General features: G+C 64.6%; 17 protein-coding genes. 9 read left to right on the top strand and 8 right to left on the bottom strand.

Annotated elements, in window-relative coordinates; genetic code table 11:
* The first annotated feature begins 8 nt into the window (after window positions 1–8).
* Together hrpB and ACVOL0_RS03225 are read left to right on the top strand one after the other, a co-directional pair.
* Window positions 9–2,621, top strand: coding sequence for an ATP-dependent helicase HrpB (gene hrpB / locus ACVOL0_RS03230; RefSeq protein WP_481547881.1), 2,613 nt, complete (start codon window positions 9–11; stop codon window positions 2,619–2,621).
* A gap of 348 nt (window positions 2,622–2,969) precedes the next feature.
* The gene (locus ACVOL0_RS03225) at window positions 2,970–3,326 is read left to right on the top strand and encodes a hypothetical protein (RefSeq protein WP_282268299.1); all 357 of its coding nucleotides are present in this window, start codon (window positions 2,970–2,972) and stop codon (window positions 3,324–3,326) included.
* Between the two features lie 90 nt (window positions 3,327–3,416).
* Here the strand turns inward: ACVOL0_RS03225 and ACVOL0_RS03220 are convergent, their stop codons facing one another.
* The 8 genes from ACVOL0_RS03220 to ACVOL0_RS03185 form a co-directional block, all read right to left on the bottom strand.
* The gene (locus tag ACVOL0_RS03220; protein WP_481547880.1) at window positions 3,417–4,532 is read right to left on the bottom strand and encodes a CaiB/BaiF CoA transferase family protein; all 1,116 of its coding nucleotides are present in this window, start codon (window positions 4,530–4,532) and stop codon (window positions 3,417–3,419) included.
* Window positions 4,533–4,548: 16 nt separating this feature from the next.
* Window positions 4,549–5,727 carry a CaiB/BaiF CoA transferase family protein gene (locus tag ACVOL0_RS03215; RefSeq protein ID WP_481547879.1) on the bottom strand — a complete coding sequence of 393 codons (1,179 nt, stop codon included), beginning with the start codon at window positions 5,725–5,727 and terminating at the stop codon, window positions 4,549–4,551.
* Between the two features lie 188 nt (window positions 5,728–5,915).
* Window positions 5,916–7,085, bottom strand: a complete 1,170-nt coding sequence (locus ACVOL0_RS03210) for an acyl-CoA dehydrogenase family protein (RefSeq protein ID WP_481547878.1) — start codon at window positions 7,083–7,085, stop codon at window positions 5,916–5,918.
* Between the two features lie 10 nt (window positions 7,086–7,095).
* The gene (locus tag ACVOL0_RS03205) at window positions 7,096–7,614 is read right to left on the bottom strand and encodes a MaoC family dehydratase (protein ID WP_481547877.1); all 519 of its coding nucleotides are present in this window, start codon (window positions 7,612–7,614) and stop codon (window positions 7,096–7,098) included.
* Window positions 7,615–7,703: 89 nt separating this feature from the next.
* Window positions 7,704–8,558, bottom strand: a complete 855-nt coding sequence (locus ACVOL0_RS03200; protein ID WP_481547876.1) for an HpcH/HpaI aldolase/citrate lyase family protein — start codon at window positions 8,556–8,558, stop codon at window positions 7,704–7,706.
* Entirely contained in the window at window positions 8,555–9,421 is an 867-nt protein-coding gene (locus ACVOL0_RS03195; RefSeq protein ID WP_481547875.1) for a polysaccharide deacetylase family protein, read from the bottom strand. Before ACVOL0_RS03195 ends, ACVOL0_RS03200 begins: the two co-directional genes overlap by 4 nt.
* A 112-nt stretch (window positions 9,422–9,533) precedes the next feature.
* The gene (locus ACVOL0_RS03190) at window positions 9,534–10,376 is read right to left on the bottom strand and encodes an SDR family NAD(P)-dependent oxidoreductase (protein WP_481547874.1); all 843 of its coding nucleotides are present in this window, start codon (window positions 10,374–10,376) and stop codon (window positions 9,534–9,536) included.
* Between the two features lie 20 nt (window positions 10,377–10,396).
* On the bottom strand, window positions 10,397–10,705 hold the full coding sequence (locus ACVOL0_RS03185) for a hypothetical protein (RefSeq protein WP_481547873.1): 309 nt from the start codon (window positions 10,703–10,705) through the stop codon (window positions 10,397–10,399).
* Window positions 10,706–10,846: 141 nt separating this feature from the next.
* On the opposite strand from ACVOL0_RS03185, the gene ACVOL0_RS03180 reads away from it, so the two are divergent.
* From ACVOL0_RS03180 to ACVOL0_RS03150, 7 genes are all read left to right on the top strand, one after another.
* On the top strand, window positions 10,847–12,079 hold the full coding sequence (locus tag ACVOL0_RS03180; protein WP_481547872.1) for an MFS transporter: 1,233 nt from the start codon (window positions 10,847–10,849) through the stop codon (window positions 12,077–12,079).
* Between the two features lie 27 nt (window positions 12,080–12,106).
* Window positions 12,107–12,781 (top strand): isochorismatase family protein, encoded by a 675-nt coding sequence (locus ACVOL0_RS03175; RefSeq protein ID WP_481547871.1) that lies wholly within the window; start codon window positions 12,107–12,109, stop codon window positions 12,779–12,781.
* Window positions 12,778–13,713, top strand: a complete 936-nt coding sequence (locus tag ACVOL0_RS03170; RefSeq protein WP_481547870.1) for a polysaccharide deacetylase family protein — start codon at window positions 12,778–12,780, stop codon at window positions 13,711–13,713. Before ACVOL0_RS03175 ends, ACVOL0_RS03170 begins: the two co-directional genes overlap by 4 nt.
* Window positions 13,710–14,630: a polysaccharide deacetylase family protein gene (locus tag ACVOL0_RS03165; RefSeq protein ID WP_481533880.1), complete on the top strand. Its 921-nt coding sequence runs from the start codon at window positions 13,710–13,712 to the stop codon at window positions 14,628–14,630. Before ACVOL0_RS03170 ends, ACVOL0_RS03165 begins: the two co-directional genes overlap by 4 nt.
* Window positions 14,631–14,693: 63 nt before the next feature.
* Complete coding sequence (locus tag ACVOL0_RS03160; RefSeq protein ID WP_481547869.1) at window positions 14,694–16,373, top strand: electron transfer flavoprotein-ubiquinone oxidoreductase; 1,680 nt, start codon at window positions 14,694–14,696, stop codon at window positions 16,371–16,373.
* Between the two features lie 28 nt (window positions 16,374–16,401).
* On the top strand, window positions 16,402–17,286 hold the full coding sequence (prpB, locus tag ACVOL0_RS03155) for a methylisocitrate lyase (RefSeq protein WP_481547868.1): 885 nt from the start codon (window positions 16,402–16,404) through the stop codon (window positions 17,284–17,286).
* Window positions 17,287–17,856: 570 nt separating this feature from the next.
* A complete protein-coding gene (locus ACVOL0_RS03150; protein WP_481547867.1) occupies window positions 17,857–18,252 on the top strand; it encodes a c-type cytochrome in 396 nt (131 codons plus the stop codon).
* Window positions 18,253–18,260 lie beyond the last annotated feature (8 nt).

The raw sequence follows: 18,260 nt of genomic DNA, 5'->3' as shown, positions 1-18,260 counted from the left end.
ATGCACCGATGGCAACTGTATTCCCCATCACGCCCCTGCTCCCCGACATCCTCCAACAGCTGGCCACGCATACGCGGCTGGTGCTGGAAGCGCCGCCCGGCGCCGGCAAAACCACCCAGGTGCCGCTGGCGCTGCTGGATGCGCCGTGGCTGCAGGGCGGCAAGATCATCATGCTGGAACCGCGCCGGGTGGCCGCGCGCAGTGCCGCCACGTTCATGGCCAAGCAACTGGGCGAACCGGTCGGCGAAACCGTCGGTTACCGCATCCGCTTCGAAAACAAGGTGTCGGCGCGTACCCGCGTCGAAGTGGTCACCGAAGGCATCCTCACGCGCATGCTGCAGGACGACCCGCTGCTGGAGGGCGTGAGTGCCTTGTTGTTCGATGAATTCCACGAACGCCACCTGTCCGCCGATCTCGGCCTGGCCTTGGCGCTGGACGTGCAATCGCAGCTGCGCGATGACCTGCGCATCGTGGTGATGTCGGCCACCCTGGACGGTGAGCGGCTGGCGCAGTTCCTGGATGCGCCGCGCCTGTCCAGCGAAGGCCGCAGCTACCCGGTGGAGGTCAGCCACTTCCCGCCGCGACGCGACGAAACCCTGGAAGCACAGACCCGCCGCGCAGTGGAACAGGCGGTCGCCGAGCATCCCGGCGATGTACTGGTGTTTCTGCCGGGGCAGCGGGAGATTGCACGCGTGCAAGCCGCTTTGAGCCCCTCCCCCTCCGGGGGAGGGGTTGGGGAGAGGGTAAGTGGCGCAGCCACCCGCACGGCCCACTTGCATGAGGCTTCGCCCGCACCCTCATCCGGCGCTGCGCGCCACCTTCTCCCGGCGGGAGAAGGGTATGAGGTGCTTCCCCTCCACGGCGAACTGCCAATCGAACAACAAACCCGCGTGCTGCAGCCCGATCCCGACGGCCGCCGCCGCGTGGTGCTGGCCACCAACGTCGCCGAATCATCGGTCACCCTGCCCGGGGTGCGGGTGGTGATCGATGCCGGCTTGGCACGCGAGCCGCGCTACGACCCCAACAGCGGCTTCTCGCGCTTGGATGCGGTGAGCATCTCGCAGGCCTCGGCCGATCAGCGCGCCGGCCGCGCTGGCCGCGTGGCCGCCGGTTGGGCCTGGCGGCTGTGGCCGCAATCACAGCGGCTGGAGCCACAGCGGCGCCCGGAGATGGCGCAGGTGGAACTGGCCGGGCTGGCGCTGGAATTGGCGGCATGGGGCAGTGACGATCTGCGCTTCGTCGATCCACCGCCCAGCGGTGCGCTGTCGGCCGCGCGTGAACTGCTGCAGCGCCTGGGCGGCTTGAGCGAAGACAACACCATCACCGCGCTGGGCAAGCGCATGCTGGCGATGGGCACGCACCCACGCATGGCGGCAATGCTGCTGTCTGCAGGCAATCCGCGCGAGCAAGCCCTGGCGGCAGACCTTGCAGCACTGTTGGAGGCACGCGATCCGCTGCGTCAGGGCGGCGATGCGCTGCCCGCGCGTTGGCGTGCATTGGCGGCGTTCCGCAACGGCCGCGCGCCTTACGACGCCAACCGCGGTGGCTTGGCTGCGATTGATGCGGCCGCCAAACAATGGCGCCGTCGCCTGCGCTGCGATGCCACGCCGCCAGCCGATATCGAAGCGCATGAACTCGGCGACCTGCTCGCCCACGCCTTCCCCGATCGCATCGCCACCCAGCACCCGAACGACCCGCAGCGCTACCAGCTGGCCAATGGCCGCAGCGCACGCCAATTCGACAACAGCGACCTGCGCGGCGAACCCTGGCTGGTGATCAGCGAGCTGCGCCATGACCCGCGCGATGCCTTGATCCTGCGCGCGGCACCGGTGGACGAACAACGCCTGCGCCGCGATTTCCCAAGCCGCTTCAAGACCCAGGACGTGGTGCGCTGGAACAGCGCCAAGCGTGCATTGGAAGCACGTCGCGAATCCAGCTTCGAGCGCATCGTCCTGGACAGCCGCCCGGCCGGCCAGGTGGACCCGGCACGTGCCGCACGTGCACTTACCGATGCGGTACGCGAATTGGGCCTGGAGGCATTGCCGTGGACCGATAACCTGCAGCAGCTGCGCTGGCGGGTGATGGGCCTGCGACGCTGGATGCCGGAGCTCGAACTGCCCGACTTATCCGATGCGGCGCTGTTGGAGACGTTGGACGATTGGCTGTTGCCGGCCTTCACGGGCAAGACGCGCCTGGAAGCCTTGTCCGAGGAAGAGCTCGGCGAAGCACTGAAGTCCGGCATCGACTGGAGCAAGCGGCAGCTGGTGGATCGTCATGCGCCAACGCGTATCAGCGTGCCTTCGGGGATGGAGCGACGCATCGAGTACGCGCTGGATGATGACGGCGTCAGTCCGCGTCCGCCGGTGCTGGCGGTGAAGCTGCAGGAACTGTTTGGCCTGGCTGATACGCCGCGTATTGCCGATGGGCGCGTGCCCTTGCTGTTGCACCTGCTGTCGCCGGGTGGAAAGCCCTTGCAGGTAACCGGTGACCTGCGCAATTTCTGGCAGAACACTTATGCCGAAGTTAAGAAAGAAATGAAGGGGCGCTATCCACGGCATCCGTGGCCGGATGATCCGTGGAGCGCTACGGCGACGCATAGGGCGAAGCCGCGGGGGACTTGATTGGGGTTGCTTGGGTTTTGGGGCAAAGGCGGAAGCGAGAGCAAGAGCACCCCTCCCCAACCCTCCCCTGTGCTTCGCACAAGGGAGGGGGCAAAGCGGCTGCGCTGCTCTGACAGATTGCCAAGAACCGCCCCCTCCCTTTGCCGCAGGCAAGGGGAGGGTTGGGGAGGGGTAGCTTTTGCCGCTTGCCGCTTGCCGCTTGCCGCTTGCCGTTGCCGTTGCCGTTGCCGTTGCCGTTACTTCAGCTTCAGCCTTCCACAACCACGCCCAACACTTCCCGGCTAACATCCCCTACACGGCCCTCTGGTAAGAATGAGGGTCTGGCCCTCATCTACATGGAGTCCCCACATGAGCAAGTTCAGCGATATCACCGGCCCGGCACTGGAGCGTGCACTGGAACTGGTCAACAGCGCCGGTGGCAACATCAAGCACGGTGGTTCCAGCGCCGCCGAATGGCTCAAGACCGGCGCCGCCATTGGTGCGATGAAGACCGGCGGCCGTGCCGTCACCCGCGTCGCCAAGCGCAACCCGACAGCTACTGTGGCCGTTGCAGCGGTTGGCCTGGGCCTGATTGGCTATGCGCTGTACCGCAAGAACAAGCGCGACAACGAGGCCATCGAGGCCAAGTCGCGGCAGATCGCGCAGCGCCGCCGCCATGCGGCCAGCGTGACTGATGAGACCAGCGATATTGGTAGCGACGCCTGAGTTTTTTAGGGTGGTGCTTGAATCAAAAGCACCCCTCCCCAACCCTCCCCTGCGCTTTGCGCAAGGGAGGGAGCAGGTCCTGATGTTTTGCTAGAGGCCTAGTTCGGCCAGTACTGCTGCGGTGGATTGGCCGACTTCGTCCAGCTGTGGATTGATACGCCCCGGCTCGTTGGCGAACTTGATCGGTATGCCCAGGTGGGTACCGCCCTGTGCATCGGTCCAGACCATTTCGCGCGCACGCGTGTGCGGATCATTGAAGGCTTCGGTCAGCGTTTTGACTGGCGCCCAGCACACGTCGATGTCGTGCAGGAACAGCGTCCATTCCACCAGGGTGCGGCGGAAAAAGGTTTCGGCCAGGAATTCCTTGACCGGGTCCTGGCCACTGCCCGGTGGCAGGTGGCAGAGGTGGATCAGGTCGGCGCGGCCGAGCGCGTTCAACAGGTTCTCTGCGAACTTGTGCTCGGCACCGCCGAGTGCGATCCAGCGGTCGTCGGCGCAGCGGTAGAGCCTGTACAGCGCATTGCCGCCCCAGCTACGCTCTTCCTTGATCACCGGATCGCGGCCGAGTGCGAACGGCGGGCCCAGCACGTTCGGCAACCAGGCCATCAGCGCGTCCTGCATCGACAGATCGATGTAGTCGCCCTCGCCCGTGCGCTCGCGGCGGAACAAGGCCATCAGGATGCCGTTGAGCGCCATCAACGAGCCCGCCATGTCGGCCACCGGCATATGCGGCATCGCCGGCGTGCCATCTGGTGCGCGATTCAAACTGACCACGCCGGTATCGGCCTGCATCGCCAGATCGTGGGCGGGGCGGTTGACCTTGGGGCCGGTCTGGCCGAAGGCGCTGATCGAGCAGTACACCAGCTGGGGATTGATCGCCTTGCAGCTGGCGTAGTCGATACCAAGGCGCTTGGCGACGCCGGGCCGGAACGCTTCCACCACCACATCGGCCCACTCGACCAACCTGGCGAATGCGGCTTTGCCATCAGCGCTTTTCAGATCCAGCACGATGCAGCGCTTGCCGCGATGGGTGTTGCGGAACCAGGTGCTGGCACCGGCCTGCTTCAGGCCGACCTCGCGTACCGGTTCGCCGCTGGGCGGTTCGATCTTGATCACGTCAGCGCCGTGGTCGGCCATCACCATGGTCAGGTGTGGCCCCGGCAGGAACAGCGACAGATCGAGTACGCGTACACCTTCGAGTTTCATCATCGACTCCGTTGCCTCACGCGCCCAACAGGCGCGCGCGGTCTGCATCGTTGTAGCCCAGCTCGCGCAGCAAGGCGTCCGCATCGGCGTTGAGCGGAGGGCAGGCGCTACCACTCAGCCGCTGGCCGTCGAGCTTGATCGGGTTGCGCAGCAGACGTTGCGTGCCCCGCGCATGTTCCACGTCCTGCAACATGTCGACGTCGCGCACATAGGGATTGTCGAGCGCCTGTGCGATGTCCAGCACCGGCGCGATCGGAATGCGACCTGCGAACAGCTGGGTCCAGTGCGCGCTCGGCTGGGTGCTGAGGATGGCATCGACCAGCACGGTCAGCTCCTCACGCACATCGCGGCGCGATGCGAAGTTGGCAAAGCGCGGCTCGGCGGCCCAGGCCGGGTTGCCAATGCCTTCGACGAAGGTCTGCCAGAACTTCTCCAGCATGCACATCACCATCACCCAGCCATCGGCGGTGCGGTAGACCTGGCACGGCACGGTGGACGGGTGTGCACTGCGCGACAGGCGCTCGGTGCGGTGGCCTTGGTTGAGATACCAGGTGGCCGGGTAGCTGAGCTGGTGCAGGGCCACGTCGAACAGGCTGACATCGACATCGCGGCCCTGGCCGGTACGCATGGCGCCGATGATGGCGGCGAGCAGGCCCATCGACATCGTGGTGCCGGTCATGAAGTCGACCATGGACAGGCCGAAGCGTGCCGGCGGTGCATCCGGCTCGCCGGTGAGCGCCATGAAGCCGGCTTCGGCCTGCATCAGGTAGTCGTAGCCCGGCCATGCGGCGCGCTCGTTGTCGCGACCATAGGCGGAAAGATGGGCGCAGACGATCTTCGGGTTGAGCTTGCTGAGCGTGGCGTAGTCCAGGCCGAGTTTGCCGGGCTGGTCACCGCGCAGGTTGTTGAGCACGGCATCGGCGCTGGCGACCAGCTTCTCGAACACCTCGCGGCCTTCGGCGGCCTTCAGGTCCAGCCGCAGCGAGCGCTTGTTGAGGTTGAAGGTCTGGAAGAACAGGCTGTCGCCTTCGCCCAGGAAGTACGGGCCGGTGGCGCGCGATACATCGCCGCCCGGCGGGGATTCGATCTTGATGACTTCGGCGCCGAGGTCGGCCAGGTGCATCGAACCATAGGGGCCGGCACCGTATTGTTCGACGGCAAGGATGCGCAGTCCCTGCAGGGGAAGGTCTTTCATGTGTGGCCTCTGGTTTGTAAAAAGCACCGCGGCGGTTGAGGACCGCGGTGAAGGGATGCCGCCTCCCCTTCTCCCTTCGGGAGAAGGTGCCCCGAAGGGGCGGATGAGGGTTGACGTCACCAGCACCAGCAGGTCTCGCCCTTACCCTCACCCCAACCCCTCTCCCGGTGGGAGAGGGACTTTGAACGTTAGATCTTGTTCCTGGCCACCAGCTGCTTGGCGATGATGATGCGCTGCATTTCGTTGGTGCCTTCACCGATGCACATCAACATGGCGTCGCGATGGAAACGCTCGATGTCGTACTCCACCGAATAGCTGTAGCCACCAAAAATCCGCATGCCTTCCTGCGCACAGTAGGCACCCGTCTCGGTAGCGAAGTACTTGGCCATGCCCGCTTCCATGTCACAGCGCTCACCCTTGTCGTAAGCGTTGGCGGCACTCTCGATCAGCAGCTTGGAGGCCTCCACCTTGGCCGCCATCTCACCCAGCTTGAGCTGGATGGCCTGGTGCTCGGCGATCGGCTTGCCAAAAGTCATGCGCTCCTGCGCATAACGCACCGACAGCCGCAGCGCACCTTCGGCAATGCCGCAACCACGCGCGGCCACGTTGATGCGGCCCAGCTCCAGGCCACCCACCGCATGCTGGAAGCCCTGGCCTTCAACCCCACCCAACATGCAGTCGGCCGACACCTTGTAGTCCTGGAACACCAGCTCGCAGGTGTCGATGGCGCGGTAGCCGGACTTCTTCAGCTTTTTGGCGACGATGAAGCCCTCGCCCTTCTCGGCGATGAACATGGTCATGCCCTTGTGGCGCGGCTGCGCCTCCGGGTCGGTCTTGACCAGCAGCAACACCATGTCGCCATACATGGAATTGGTGATCCAGGTCTTGGCGCCGTTGATGACGTAGTGGTCACCCTCGCGCTTGGCAACGCTGCGGATCGCCTGCAGGTCGGTGCCGGCGTTGGGCTCGGTCAGGCCCAGCGCACCGCGCAGCTCGCCAGTCGCCATGCGCGGCAGGTACTTCTGTTTCTGCGCTTCAGTGCCACAACGCTCGATGGCCGCGGCCATGATCAGGTGCGAGTTGAAGATGCCGGTCGGTGCCATCCATACCGACGACACCTTGATCACGATCTTGGCGTAGATGCGCGCCGGCAAGCCAAGGCCGCCGTACTCAGGTGAGATGGTGGCACCGAACAGGCCGAGGTCCTTCATCTCCTCGACCAGGTGATGCGGGTATTTGTCTTCCTGGTCGTATTCCTGCGCGATAGGCGCGACCGACTTCTCGACCCAGTGGTCGATCGAATCGAGCAATGCCTGCTCTTCGTCAGGGCCCCACAGTTGTTCCGGTTCGGTGCTCATCATTGCGCCCTCAGTAGTTGACCTTGTCTTCCACCGAATGGCCGCGCTTGGCGATCAGCATGGTGCGGTTGAAGGTGCAGACCAGCTTGCCGTCCTGGTTGAAGCCATCGGTGCGGCAGGTAACGATGCCGGCACCCGGGCGCGACTTGGATTCGCGCTTTTCCAGCACTTCCGATTCGGCAACCAGGGTGTCACCGACAAACAACGGGTGGGTCATCTTGATCTCGCTCCAACCAAGATTGGCCACGGCCTTCTGGCTGACATCGGTGACGCTCATGCCAACCATCAAGGCCACCGTGAACGGCGAGCAGACGATCACCTTGCCGAACTCCGAGGCCTTGGCGTACTCCTTGTCGAAGTGCATCGGATGGGTGTTCATCGTCAGCAGGGTGAACCAGGTGTTGTCGGTTTCGGTGATGGAGCGGCCGGGGCGGTGCTCGTAGATGTCGCCGACATTGAACTCTTCGTAGTAACGGCCGAAGGTTTCGCGGAAGCGGTTTTCGGAGATCGGCTTGACGTTCTGAACCATGACAATGTCCTTTTGGTGCGGGTTGGGCTGGCGCTGGGCGCAGCTTGGTCAAAGAGGGGGGTGATCAGGCGTTCAATGAAGCGGTGTGCTCAGCCGGCGCGCACGCCGAGCGCACCGAGCGCGATGGCACGCTCGGCTGCGATTTCGATGGGGCGATCGACCAGCTTGCCGTCGAGCTGGATGGCCTCGCCGCCGCTGGCCGCCAGCGCGGCAACCACGCGCTGGGCGCGGTCGTACTCGGCGGCGGTAGGTAGATAGGCGTTCTGGATGGGGTCGACCTGCGCCGGGTGGATGGCGGCCTTGGCGGTGAAGCCGAGGTCGATCACGCGCTCGGTTTCATGGACCAGGCCGGCTTCATCCTTGATGTCGAGGTAGGGCACGTCCATGCAGCCGACGCCGGCCTCGGCGGCAATCGTTGCCAGCTGCACGCGCGGATGGAAGAAGCTCTCCCAGCTGGCGCGGCCACGCAATGCAACGATGTAATCGAAGCCACCAAACATCAGCGCCTGCAGGCGCGGGATGGCAGTGGCCAGCGCGCGGGCATCCAGCAGTCCCTTCGGGGTTTCGATCTGGGCGATGAAGACGGTATCGATGGCTGCCAGCGCGGCATCGGCCTGCTGCAGTTCGGCCACGGTTTCAACCTTGGGCAGCATCACGAAAGCCGGCGTCAGGCCGGAAGCGGCCAGCGCCTGCAGATCTGCCTGGCCCAGTTCGGTGGACAACGGGTTGATGCGCAGACCGATCTCGCTGCGGGTCTGCGGAAGTTCGGCGAGGAAGGCGAACAGCGAGGAACGCGCGCTTTCCTTATCACCCGGCGCAACCGCGTCTTCCAGATCGATGCAGACCTGATCGGCGCCGGTGGCCACGGCCTTGGCGTAACGCTCCGGGCGCGAGCCCGGCACGAACAGCAGGCAGCGGCGCGGCATGCTCAGTGCAGCGCTCATGCTGCACCCACCTGGCTGGCGAAGTGCTCGGCGATCTGCCGGCGGGTGGCATACCAGGTGCCCGGCTTCTGCGCGACGTATTGCAGGAACTTCTCGAACGCGCCGATGCGACCCGGGCGGCCGATGATGCGCAGATGCAGGCCCAGCGACATCACCTTGGGGCTGTGCTCGCCTTCGGCGTACAGCGTGTCGAAGCTGTCGATGGCGTAGTCCAGCCAGTCCTTGGGCAGATAGGACGGGGCCACCCACATCTTCATGTCGTTGGTATCGAGCTGGTACGGCACCACGATCATCGGCGTGGCGCTGCCATCGACATCGCCCCAGAACGGCGCATCGGCCGAGTAGTCGTCCATGTGGTACAGGAAGCCCTCTTCCTGCAGCAGGCGACGGGTGGACGCGGTATGCAGGTAGCGCGACAGCCAGCCGAGCGGACGCACGCCGGTGGTCTTTTCGATGCTGTCGGCGGCATCGCGGATGAACTGACGTTCCTGTTCTTCGTTGAAGCGGAACTGATGGATCCAGCGGTGGCCGTGCGAGCACACCTCATGGCGGCTGCCACGCAGGTAGTCGGCGATTTCCGGGGCGCGCTCCAGCGATACGGCAGCAGCGGTGTAGGTGCTGGTGACGTTGTACCTGTCCAGCAGCGCGGATACGCGCGCATGGCCTTCGTTGATGCCGTAGCGGTAGTTGGATTCGTTGCCGTAGTTGCGCACCGGCTTGGACAAGCTCACGTGCAGCTCGTCCACCGGCTCGGTGATCTTGTCACCCTGGCCGACGTTGTACTCGGACAGCTCTTCGACGTTGACGACCACCGACAAGGCCAGGCGTGCGTTGTTGGGCCACTGGTAGACGGGTTTGGACATGGCAATCTCGGTACGTTTATGGGGTGCGTGGTGGGGACTGCGTTGTTGCTTTGTCTTTCGCTTCATTCCCGTGTAAGCGGGAATGACCATCCAATGCTGGATCGGCAAGGCCTCAGTGGTTTTCCTCACCACCGGAGACGTTGATCGCCTCACCGGTGATGTAGACCGCATCGTCCGAGCACAGGAAGGCCGTTGCCGCCGCGGTGTCCGAGGCCAGGCCAGGGCGACCTGCCGGAATGCGCGCGCGCATGTCGGCCAGGTACTGCTCCACGCTCTTGCCCTGCTTCTCGGCGAAATATTCGTTCTGCCACGCGCCAAGACCCGTGGTCACGTGGTTCGGGCACACCGCATTGACGTTGATCCCATGCGCTCCCAACTCCAGCGCGGCAACCCGCGTCAAACCAACCAGTCCATGCTTGGACGAGCAATAAGCCGCCGCATGCGGGAAGGCCGACTTGGCCGCCTGCGAGGCGATGTTGACGATGCGGCCGCCGCCTTGGGCGATCATCTGCCGGCCGGCATGCTTGATGGTCAGGAAGGCGCCGCGCAGGTTCACGCCCAGCACCGCGTCCCATTCCTTGGCCTCGATGTCGACCAGCGACTTCATCAGATAGCCGATGCCGGCGTTGTTGACCAGGATGTCGAGGCGGCCGAAGCGTTCGACCGTGGCCTTGACCACCGCCTCCACCTGCGCCTCTTCCAGCACGTCCAGGGCCATCGCCACGCATTCGCCGCCGCTGCTGGCGGCCAGATCGGCGGCGACCTGCGCCAACTCCTCGTCGGTACCGACCGCAGTAACCGGCATTTCGGCGCCACGCACCTGGCCGATATCGGTCAGCACCACCTTGCAGCCTTCCTGCAGCAGACGGCGGGCAATGCCCTCGCCCAGTCCGGCGCGGCGACCAGCGCCGGTGATAAGTGCGACCTTGCCCTGCAATTCGGGGAAACGAGCCATGACCTATGTTCCTTGTGCGCTTACAGCGCGCTGGTGAGGATGAACAACGGATTGTCAGCGTATTGCTGGAACTGCGCTGCACCGGCTTGAACGGCTGGATCGGCGAGGTCGGCGCCGAACGCAGCCATGTCCGGTACCCGCATCAGCTCGATGTACTCGTACGGGGAGCTGCCTTCACCAATCAACAGACCGCTGGCCTTGAGTACCTCGAACTTCTCCACCGACGGCAGCGCATTGACCACCGGCAGATCGCTGGCACGTGCCCAGGCCTCGTATTCCTCACGGCTGACGCCGGCTTTGAGGTTGAACAGGACGATCACGGTTTGCATGGCTTCCTCCGAGGTAAAAGACTGTGGCACACTTTGTCCGGACAAAGTGTAGGCATGCCATTCGTCCCCGGTCAACGCCGGAGGCGGAAATCCCCCACCGGCGTATCTACCTGCCGTAACCCAAACGATTGAGGTGCTTTGATGAAGCGTTATTACCCGTGGTTGATGGCGGTAGTGGGAATGTTGGTGTTGCTGGTCTCCAACGGCTTGACCGTGACCGGCCTGACCGCCTTTGACGAATCCCTGCTCAAGGACTTCGGTTGGACCCGCAGCGAGCTCAAGCTGCGCGACCTGATCACCCTGGTGCTGGCCGGCTGGATGGCACCGTTCCTCGGCGCGCTGATCGACAAGGTCGGTCCGCGCAAACTGGTGCTGGCGGGTATCGCGCTGCTGGCGGCGCTGTATGCGGCTTATGCGCACATCCATTCGTTGGCCCATCTGTACTGGATCCACGTCGGCTTTGCCGCGGTGCTGGTCGCCGCCGGCTTGAACGTCGCGGTGATCTTCGTCTCGCAATGGTTTGCCACCCATCGCGGCACCGCGATCGGCATCGCCCTGGTCGGCACCAGCCTCGGCGGCATGGTGTTCCCCAAGCTCGGCGTGCACTTGATGCAGAGCATGGACTGGCGTGCTGCGCTGCTGTGGGAAGCCGCGATTCCGCTGGCCTTCCTGGTCATCGCCTTCCTGTTCGTGCGCAGCCCGCGCCCGGGCGGCATCCAACCGTGGGGCGCTGACACCCTGGCCGCCAAGGCGGCAGCAGGCAAGCCAGCCGCCGCCTCGCTGCCGGACCTGAGCTACCAACAGGCAATGCGTACCCGCACCTTCTGGGTACTGGCCTTCGTGGCAATGACGACCTTCTTCTCGATCATGGCCGTGGCCTCCAACCTGTTCCTGCACATGCGTGATCTGGGCTTTGAACCGGCCACCGCTGGCAATGGCCTGGGCCTGATGTTCGGCCTGGCGATGGTCGGCAAATTCATCTTCGGCTTCCTCGCCGACGTATTGCCGGCCAAGCGCGTATTCCTGCTCAACCTGGGCATCATGGCTGCGGGTGCGCTGATCCTGGCAACGATGCGCGCCGACCTGATCTGGTATTCGCTGGCCTTGTTCGGCCTGGGCTGGGGTGGCCTGTACACGATGATCCAGCTGCTCGCGGTCAACGCCTTCGGCTTGAGTTCGGCCGGCAAGATCCTCGGCACCATCACCCTGCTCGATGCGACCACCGCCGGTCTGGGCATCTGGGTGACGGCCAAGATCTTCGACATCACCAAGAGCTACCACGTCGCCTTCAGCCTGATCTGCGCGCTGATCGTGCTGGCCCTGCTGGCCGCAATGCTGGTGCGCGACGAACGCGCGCGCGCTTCGGCCGCCTGATCCCCACAACTGCAACGGAGAGAGCCCATGCCCGTGATGGAAACGTCCACCCTCACCGCCCGCCAGTACTGGGAGCAGGTCAAGGCCAACCCGAACCGCGCCAAGTTTGGTTTCGGCGCGCGCCCGGCCATCGTCAACATCGATGTGCAGCGCGCCTATACCGACATGGACGCGTTCAAGACTGCGTATGAGACCGACCCGCGCCAGATCGAGCACATCAACGCGCTGTCGACGCAGGTGCGCGCGCTCGGCCTGCCGGTGGTGTGGACGTATGTGGCCTATCTGGAATCCGGCGAAGACGCCGGCACCTGGGGCACCCGCACCAACACGCCGGACTCGCTGCAGAACATCAAGCACGGCTCCGAGCGTGCCCAGTTCGACCCCCGCGCCGACGTGCAGCCGGGCGACATCGTCATGCACAAGCGCATGGCCAGCCCGTTCTTCGAAACCAACCTGTGGTCGCTGCTGACCTTCCACAAGATCGACACCCTGATCATCACCGGCGGTTCGACCTCGGGCTGCATCCGCGCCTGCGTGATCGACAGCCTGTCGCGCGGCTACCGCAGCATCGTTCCTGAAGAATGCGTGGCCGACAAACACGAGATCCCGCACTTCGCCAACCTCAGCGACATCATGCTCAAGTACGGCGACGTGGAGTCGGTCGAGCATGTGGCCGCACAGCTGCAGGCCCTGCGCGCATGAACGCCACGACCAAGTCCGACCCGGGCCTGTTCGACTACTGGCCCTACGACAGCCGTCCGAAGATCGAATGGCCGGGCGGTGCCCGCGTGGCGCTGTGGATCGCGCCCAACATCGAGTTCTACGAGTACGCGCCGCCGGCCAACCCGCAGCGCAAACCGTGGCCGCGTCCGTTGCCGGACATCCAGGGCTATGGCACGCGCGACTACGGCAACCGCGTCGGTCACCAGCGGATGATGCGGGTGATGGACCAGTACGGCCTGCGCGGCTCGGTGTCGCTGTCCACGGCCATGCTCAAGCACCATCCGGAAGTGATCCAGATGGCGGCCGAGCGTAACTGGGAATTCTTCAGCCACGGCATCTACAACACCCGCTACACCTACGGCATGGACGAGGCGCAGGAGCGGGAGATGATCGCGCATTCGATGGCGCTGATCGCCGAGCACACCGGCCAGCATTGCGATGGCTACCTGGCCCCGGCGCTGTCGCATTCCGACGCCACCATCGACCTGTTCGCCGAGGCCGGTGGCCTGTACACCTGCGATCTGTTCCACGACGACCAGCCAACGCCGGTGAAGACCCGCTCCGGCAAGCGCTTCGTGTCGGTGCCGTACTCGCTGGAGCTCAACGACACCATCGTCTACGTCACCAACAAGATCGAGCCGCGCCGCTACGGGCAGATGATCAAGGACGCCTTCGACCGCCTATATGCGGAAGGCGAGCACTCCGGCACCGTGATGTGCGTGCCGCTGCATGCCTACCAGGTCAGCCATCCGCACCGCCTGGCCGCTTTCCACGACGCGATGGACTACATCTGCAGCCACGACAAGGTGTGGAAGGCCACCGGCCGCGAGATCGCCCAGCATTATCTGGATAACCACTACGACGACGCGCTGGCCTCGATGGCGGCGATCAACGCGGAGGACGCGGCATGAGCCTGGATCGGAGCTTCCTGGAGTACCCGCAGCTGCGCCATGGCATGGACCATGCGCGCTACAGCTGGTCGATGCTGGCCGAGCGCCCGGCCGTGCGCTGGCCCGACGACAAGCCGTTGGCGCTGTGGATCAACCTGAGCCTGGAACACTTCCCGCTCAACCCCAAGGGCGAGGGCTTCAAGCCGCACGGCGCCATGGTGATGCCCTACCCGGACCTGCGCCATTACACGCTGCGCGACTACGGCAATCGGGTGGGCGTGTTCCGCGTACTGGATGCACTGGAAAAGTACGGTCTGCGCGCCAGCACGGCGGTCAACGGCGAACTGGCCGAGCGCTACCCAGCCCTGCTGCGTCGGCTCAAGGCGCGCAGCGCCGAGCTGGTCGCGCACGGCTGGAACATGGACAGCGTGCATTACGGCGGGCTCGACCCGGCGCGCGAAGCTGAATACATCCAGCGCAGTTTGGCTGCGCTGGCCCCGTATTCGGACGGCCCCATCCAGGGCTGGTTGTCACCGGCCAGATCGCAGTCCGAGAACACCCCGGAACTGCTGCAACAGGCCGGTTTGCAGTGGTTTGGCGACTGGATCAACGACGAGCTGCCCTACCCCTTCCAGACCGCCAACGGCCCGCTCACCGCACTGCCGTTGTCACTGGAATTGGAAGATCGCTTCATCGTCGGCGAAAATCTGCATGCCGAGGCCGAGTATGCGGACCAGATGGTCGATGCCTGCGATTTCCTGCTGGAGGAAGCGCAGCGCAGCGGACAGGGTCGCCTGCTCGCGCTCAACATCCATCCGTGGGTGATGGGCCAGCCGCACCGCATCAAGCACCTGGAACGCGTGTTCGCCCATCTGGCAGACAACGCAGGGCTGATCTGGAACGCTGCGCCTTCGCAGATCATCGCCGCCTCACGTTGAGGCGGCGGTTCCAGGCAACCGTCGTCGCCCAAACCGCGCCGGCCTTTACCCAAGAGCCCTTGCATGAACACTGAAGCCAACACCGCCCTGCCGCCGCGCGAAGCGATGGAATTTGACGTCGTCATCGTCGGCGCCGGCCCTGCCGGTCTGGCCACCGCCATCCGCCTGCGCCAGCTGGCGGTCGAGAAGGGCCAGGAATTGTCGGTGTGCGTATTGGAGAAAGGCTCCGAGCCCGGCGCGCACATCCTGTCCGGCGCGGTGATGGACCCGCGCGCGCTCAACGAGCTGTTCCCGGACTGGAAGGAACGCGGTGCGCCGCTGCGGCAGGCCGTCACCCGCGACGAATTCCTGTTCTTGAATGAAACCGGCGCCAAGAGCACGCCGCATGCCCTGCTGCCGGAGTGCTTCCACAACGATGGCAGCTACATCATCAGCCTGGGCGAAGTCAGCCGCTGGCTGGCGCAGCAGGCCGAGGCACTGGAAGTATCGATCTTCCCGGGCTTTGCCGCCGCCGAGGTGCTGTACGACGAAAACGGCGCGGTGATGGGCGTGGCCACCGGCGACATGGGCATCCACAAGGACGGCACGCCGGGCCCGAACTACGAGCGCGGCATGGAACTGCATGCCAAGTACACGATCTTCGCCGAAGGCTCGCGCGGCCACCTCGGCCGCCAGCTGATCAGCAAATTCAAGCTCGACGCCGGCAAGGACCCGCAGTCCTACGGCATCGGCATCAAGGAACTGTGGCAGATCGATCCGGCCAAGCATGAGCCGGGCCTGGTGGTGCATGCCGCCGGCTGGCCGCTGGACAACGACACCTACGGTGGCGCCTTCCTGTACCACGCCGAGGGCGGCAAGGTCTCGATCGGCTATGTGGTCGGCCTGGACTACAAGAACCCGTGGCTGAGCCCGTTCGAGGAGTTCCAGCGCTTCAAGACCCATCCGGCCATCCGCAAGCACCTGGAAGGCGGCAAGCGCATTGCCTACGGCGCACGTGCGATCACCGCCGGTGGCATCCTGTCTCTGCCCAAGACCGTATTCCCGGGCGGCGCGCTGGTCGGCTGCGAGGCCGGCTACCTCAACGTCAGCCGCATCAAGGGCAGTCATGCCGCGATCAAGACCGGCATGCTGGCCGCCGAGGCCGCGTTCGATGCGCTGGTCGCAGGCCGCTCGCGCGACGAGCTGAGCGCCTACCCGGAAGCCTTCGAGAACAGCTGGTTGAAGACCGAGCTGCTGCAGGCCAAGAACTTCAAGCAGTGGTTCAAGAAGGGCCGCACCCTGGCCACGTTGATGACCGGCATCGAACAGTGGCTGCTGCCCAAGCTGGGCATCCGCAACGCGCCGTGGACCATCCACCGCACCAAGGCCGACCACGAGTGCCTGGAGCCGGCCGCCAGCCAGCCGAAGATCAACTATCCCAAGCCTGACAACGTGCTGACGTTTGATCGCCTGAGCTCGGTGTTCCTGTCCTCGACCAACCACGAGGAAGACCAGCCCAGCCATCTGACCTTGAAGGACGCCAGCGTGCCGGTGAAGGTCAACCTGGCCACCTATGGCGGTCCGGAAGCACGCTACTGCCCGGCTGGCGTCTACGAGTTCGTCGGCGAAGGCAGCGATACCCGCCTGCAGATCAACGCGCAGAACTGCGTGCACTGCAAGACCTGCGACATCAAGGACCCGACCCAGAACATCGTGTGGGTGACCCCGCAGGGTGGTGGCGGACCGAACTATCCGGCGATGTAAACGTCGCCATCAACCCACAGGAGTTTTGATGAGCATTGTCAGTCCAGGCGCCCGCTTCCGCGAAGCGCTAAAGCAGGAAAGCCCGTTGCAGATCCCCGGTGCGATCAACGCCAACCATGCGTTGCTGGCCAAGCGGGCGGGCTTCCGTGCGGTCTACCTGTCCGGTGGCGGTGTCGCCGCCGGCTCGCTGGGCCTGCCGGACCTGGGCATCAACACCATGGACGACGTGCTCACCGACATCCGCCGCATCACCGACGTCTGCGACCTGCCGCTGCTGTCGGATATCGATACCGGCTTCGGCCCTAGCGCGTTCAACATCGCGCGCACGGTGAAGTCGCTGATCAAGGCTGGTGCGGCGGCCTGCCATATCGAAGACCAGGTCGGCGCCAAACGCTGCGGCCATCGCCCGAACAAGGAAATCGTGTCGCTGGGCGAGATGGTGGACCGGGTCAAGGCCGCGGCCGATGCCAAGACCGATGCCGATTTCTTCCTGATCGCGCGTACCGATGCGATCCAGATGGAAGGCGTGGACGCGGCGATCGAGCGTTCGCTGGCCTGCGTCGAGGCTGGTGCCGATGGCATCTTTGCCGAAGCCTCGTATGACCTTGAGACCTACAAGCGCTTTGTCGACGCGGTGAAGGTGCCGGTATTGGCCAACCTTACCGAGTTCGGGCAGACGCCGCTGTTCTCGACCGAGGAGCTGGGTTCGGTGGGTGTGGCGATGTGCATCTACCCGTTGTCGGCGTTCCGCGCGATGAACAAGGCCGCGGAGAACGTGTACACCGCGATCCGCCGTGATGGCCACCAGCGCAATGTGGTGGAGACCATGCAGACCCGCGAGGAACTGTATGAGCGGATCGGGTATCACCGGTTCGAGCAGAGCCTGGATAGGACGTTTGCGGCGAAGAAGTGAGGCTTGCGGCTTTGAAGTTGGGAACTTGAAGGCCTAGAAGCTTGAAATCCTAACAGCTCAAAAGCTGCCCTCACCCCTACCCCTCTCCCGTAAACGGGAGAGGGGCTGCTTCGGCGCGATTCTGCATGGACCGGCATTGCTGGCTTCGGCGCACTCCGCCAACGCTGTCCGGAGCCGAGATGCCACAGCTCATGCAATGCGCTGAAGCTTCCCTTCTCCCGCGAGCGGGAGAAGGTGCCCAACGGGCGGATGAGGGGGCTTTTGCTTCGAGCTTTTGCTTCGAGCTTTTGCTTCGAGCTTTTGCTTCGAGCTTTTGCTTCGAGCTTTTGCTTCGAGCTTTTGCTTCGAGCGCTTTCCGACAAAACCGGAAGTGCATGAAATCTCCCTTCTCCCGCCTGCGGGAGAAGGTGCCCAACGGGCGGATGAGGGCGCTCTTGCTTCGGCCCCTGCTCAAGCTTCTTCAACCACCGCATCCCTGCCCCAAAACCCAACCCCTTTGCTTTCCCCTCCCAGCACCGGCCATCATTGCCAGCGCCGCACAACCACGGCCGCCATCGCAACGAGAACGCAATGCCCCGCCTGCCAATGATCGCACTTGCCTGCCTGACGCTCAGCGCCTGCGGCCAACGCGATGCCTTCAACCACAGCGCAAGCGCTGATCCGCACCGACGCGAGCTCGAGCGTGCCTTCGCCATCTGCGCCGGCTGCCATGACACCCGCGCCGACCTCGGCCACCGCGTCGGTCCCAACCTGCATGGCGTGATTGGCCGCAAGGCCGGCACCGCTCCCGGCTACAACTACTCCGAAGCAATGAAGGCCAGCGGCATCACCTGGGATGCGCAGACCCTGGATGCCTTCATCAAATCACCGACCAAACAGGTGCCCGGCAGCAAGATGGTCAACGCTACCTCCGACCCGGCGCGCCGCCAGGCCGTGATCGAGTTCCTGTCCACCCTGCCCGAATAGGCCTGGTG

The sequence above is a fragment of the Stenotrophomonas sp. STEN021 genome, assembly GCF_056760175.1.
Note: the sequence above shows the minus strand (reverse complement) of the source record. Positions and strands in the feature narration are given on the sequence as shown.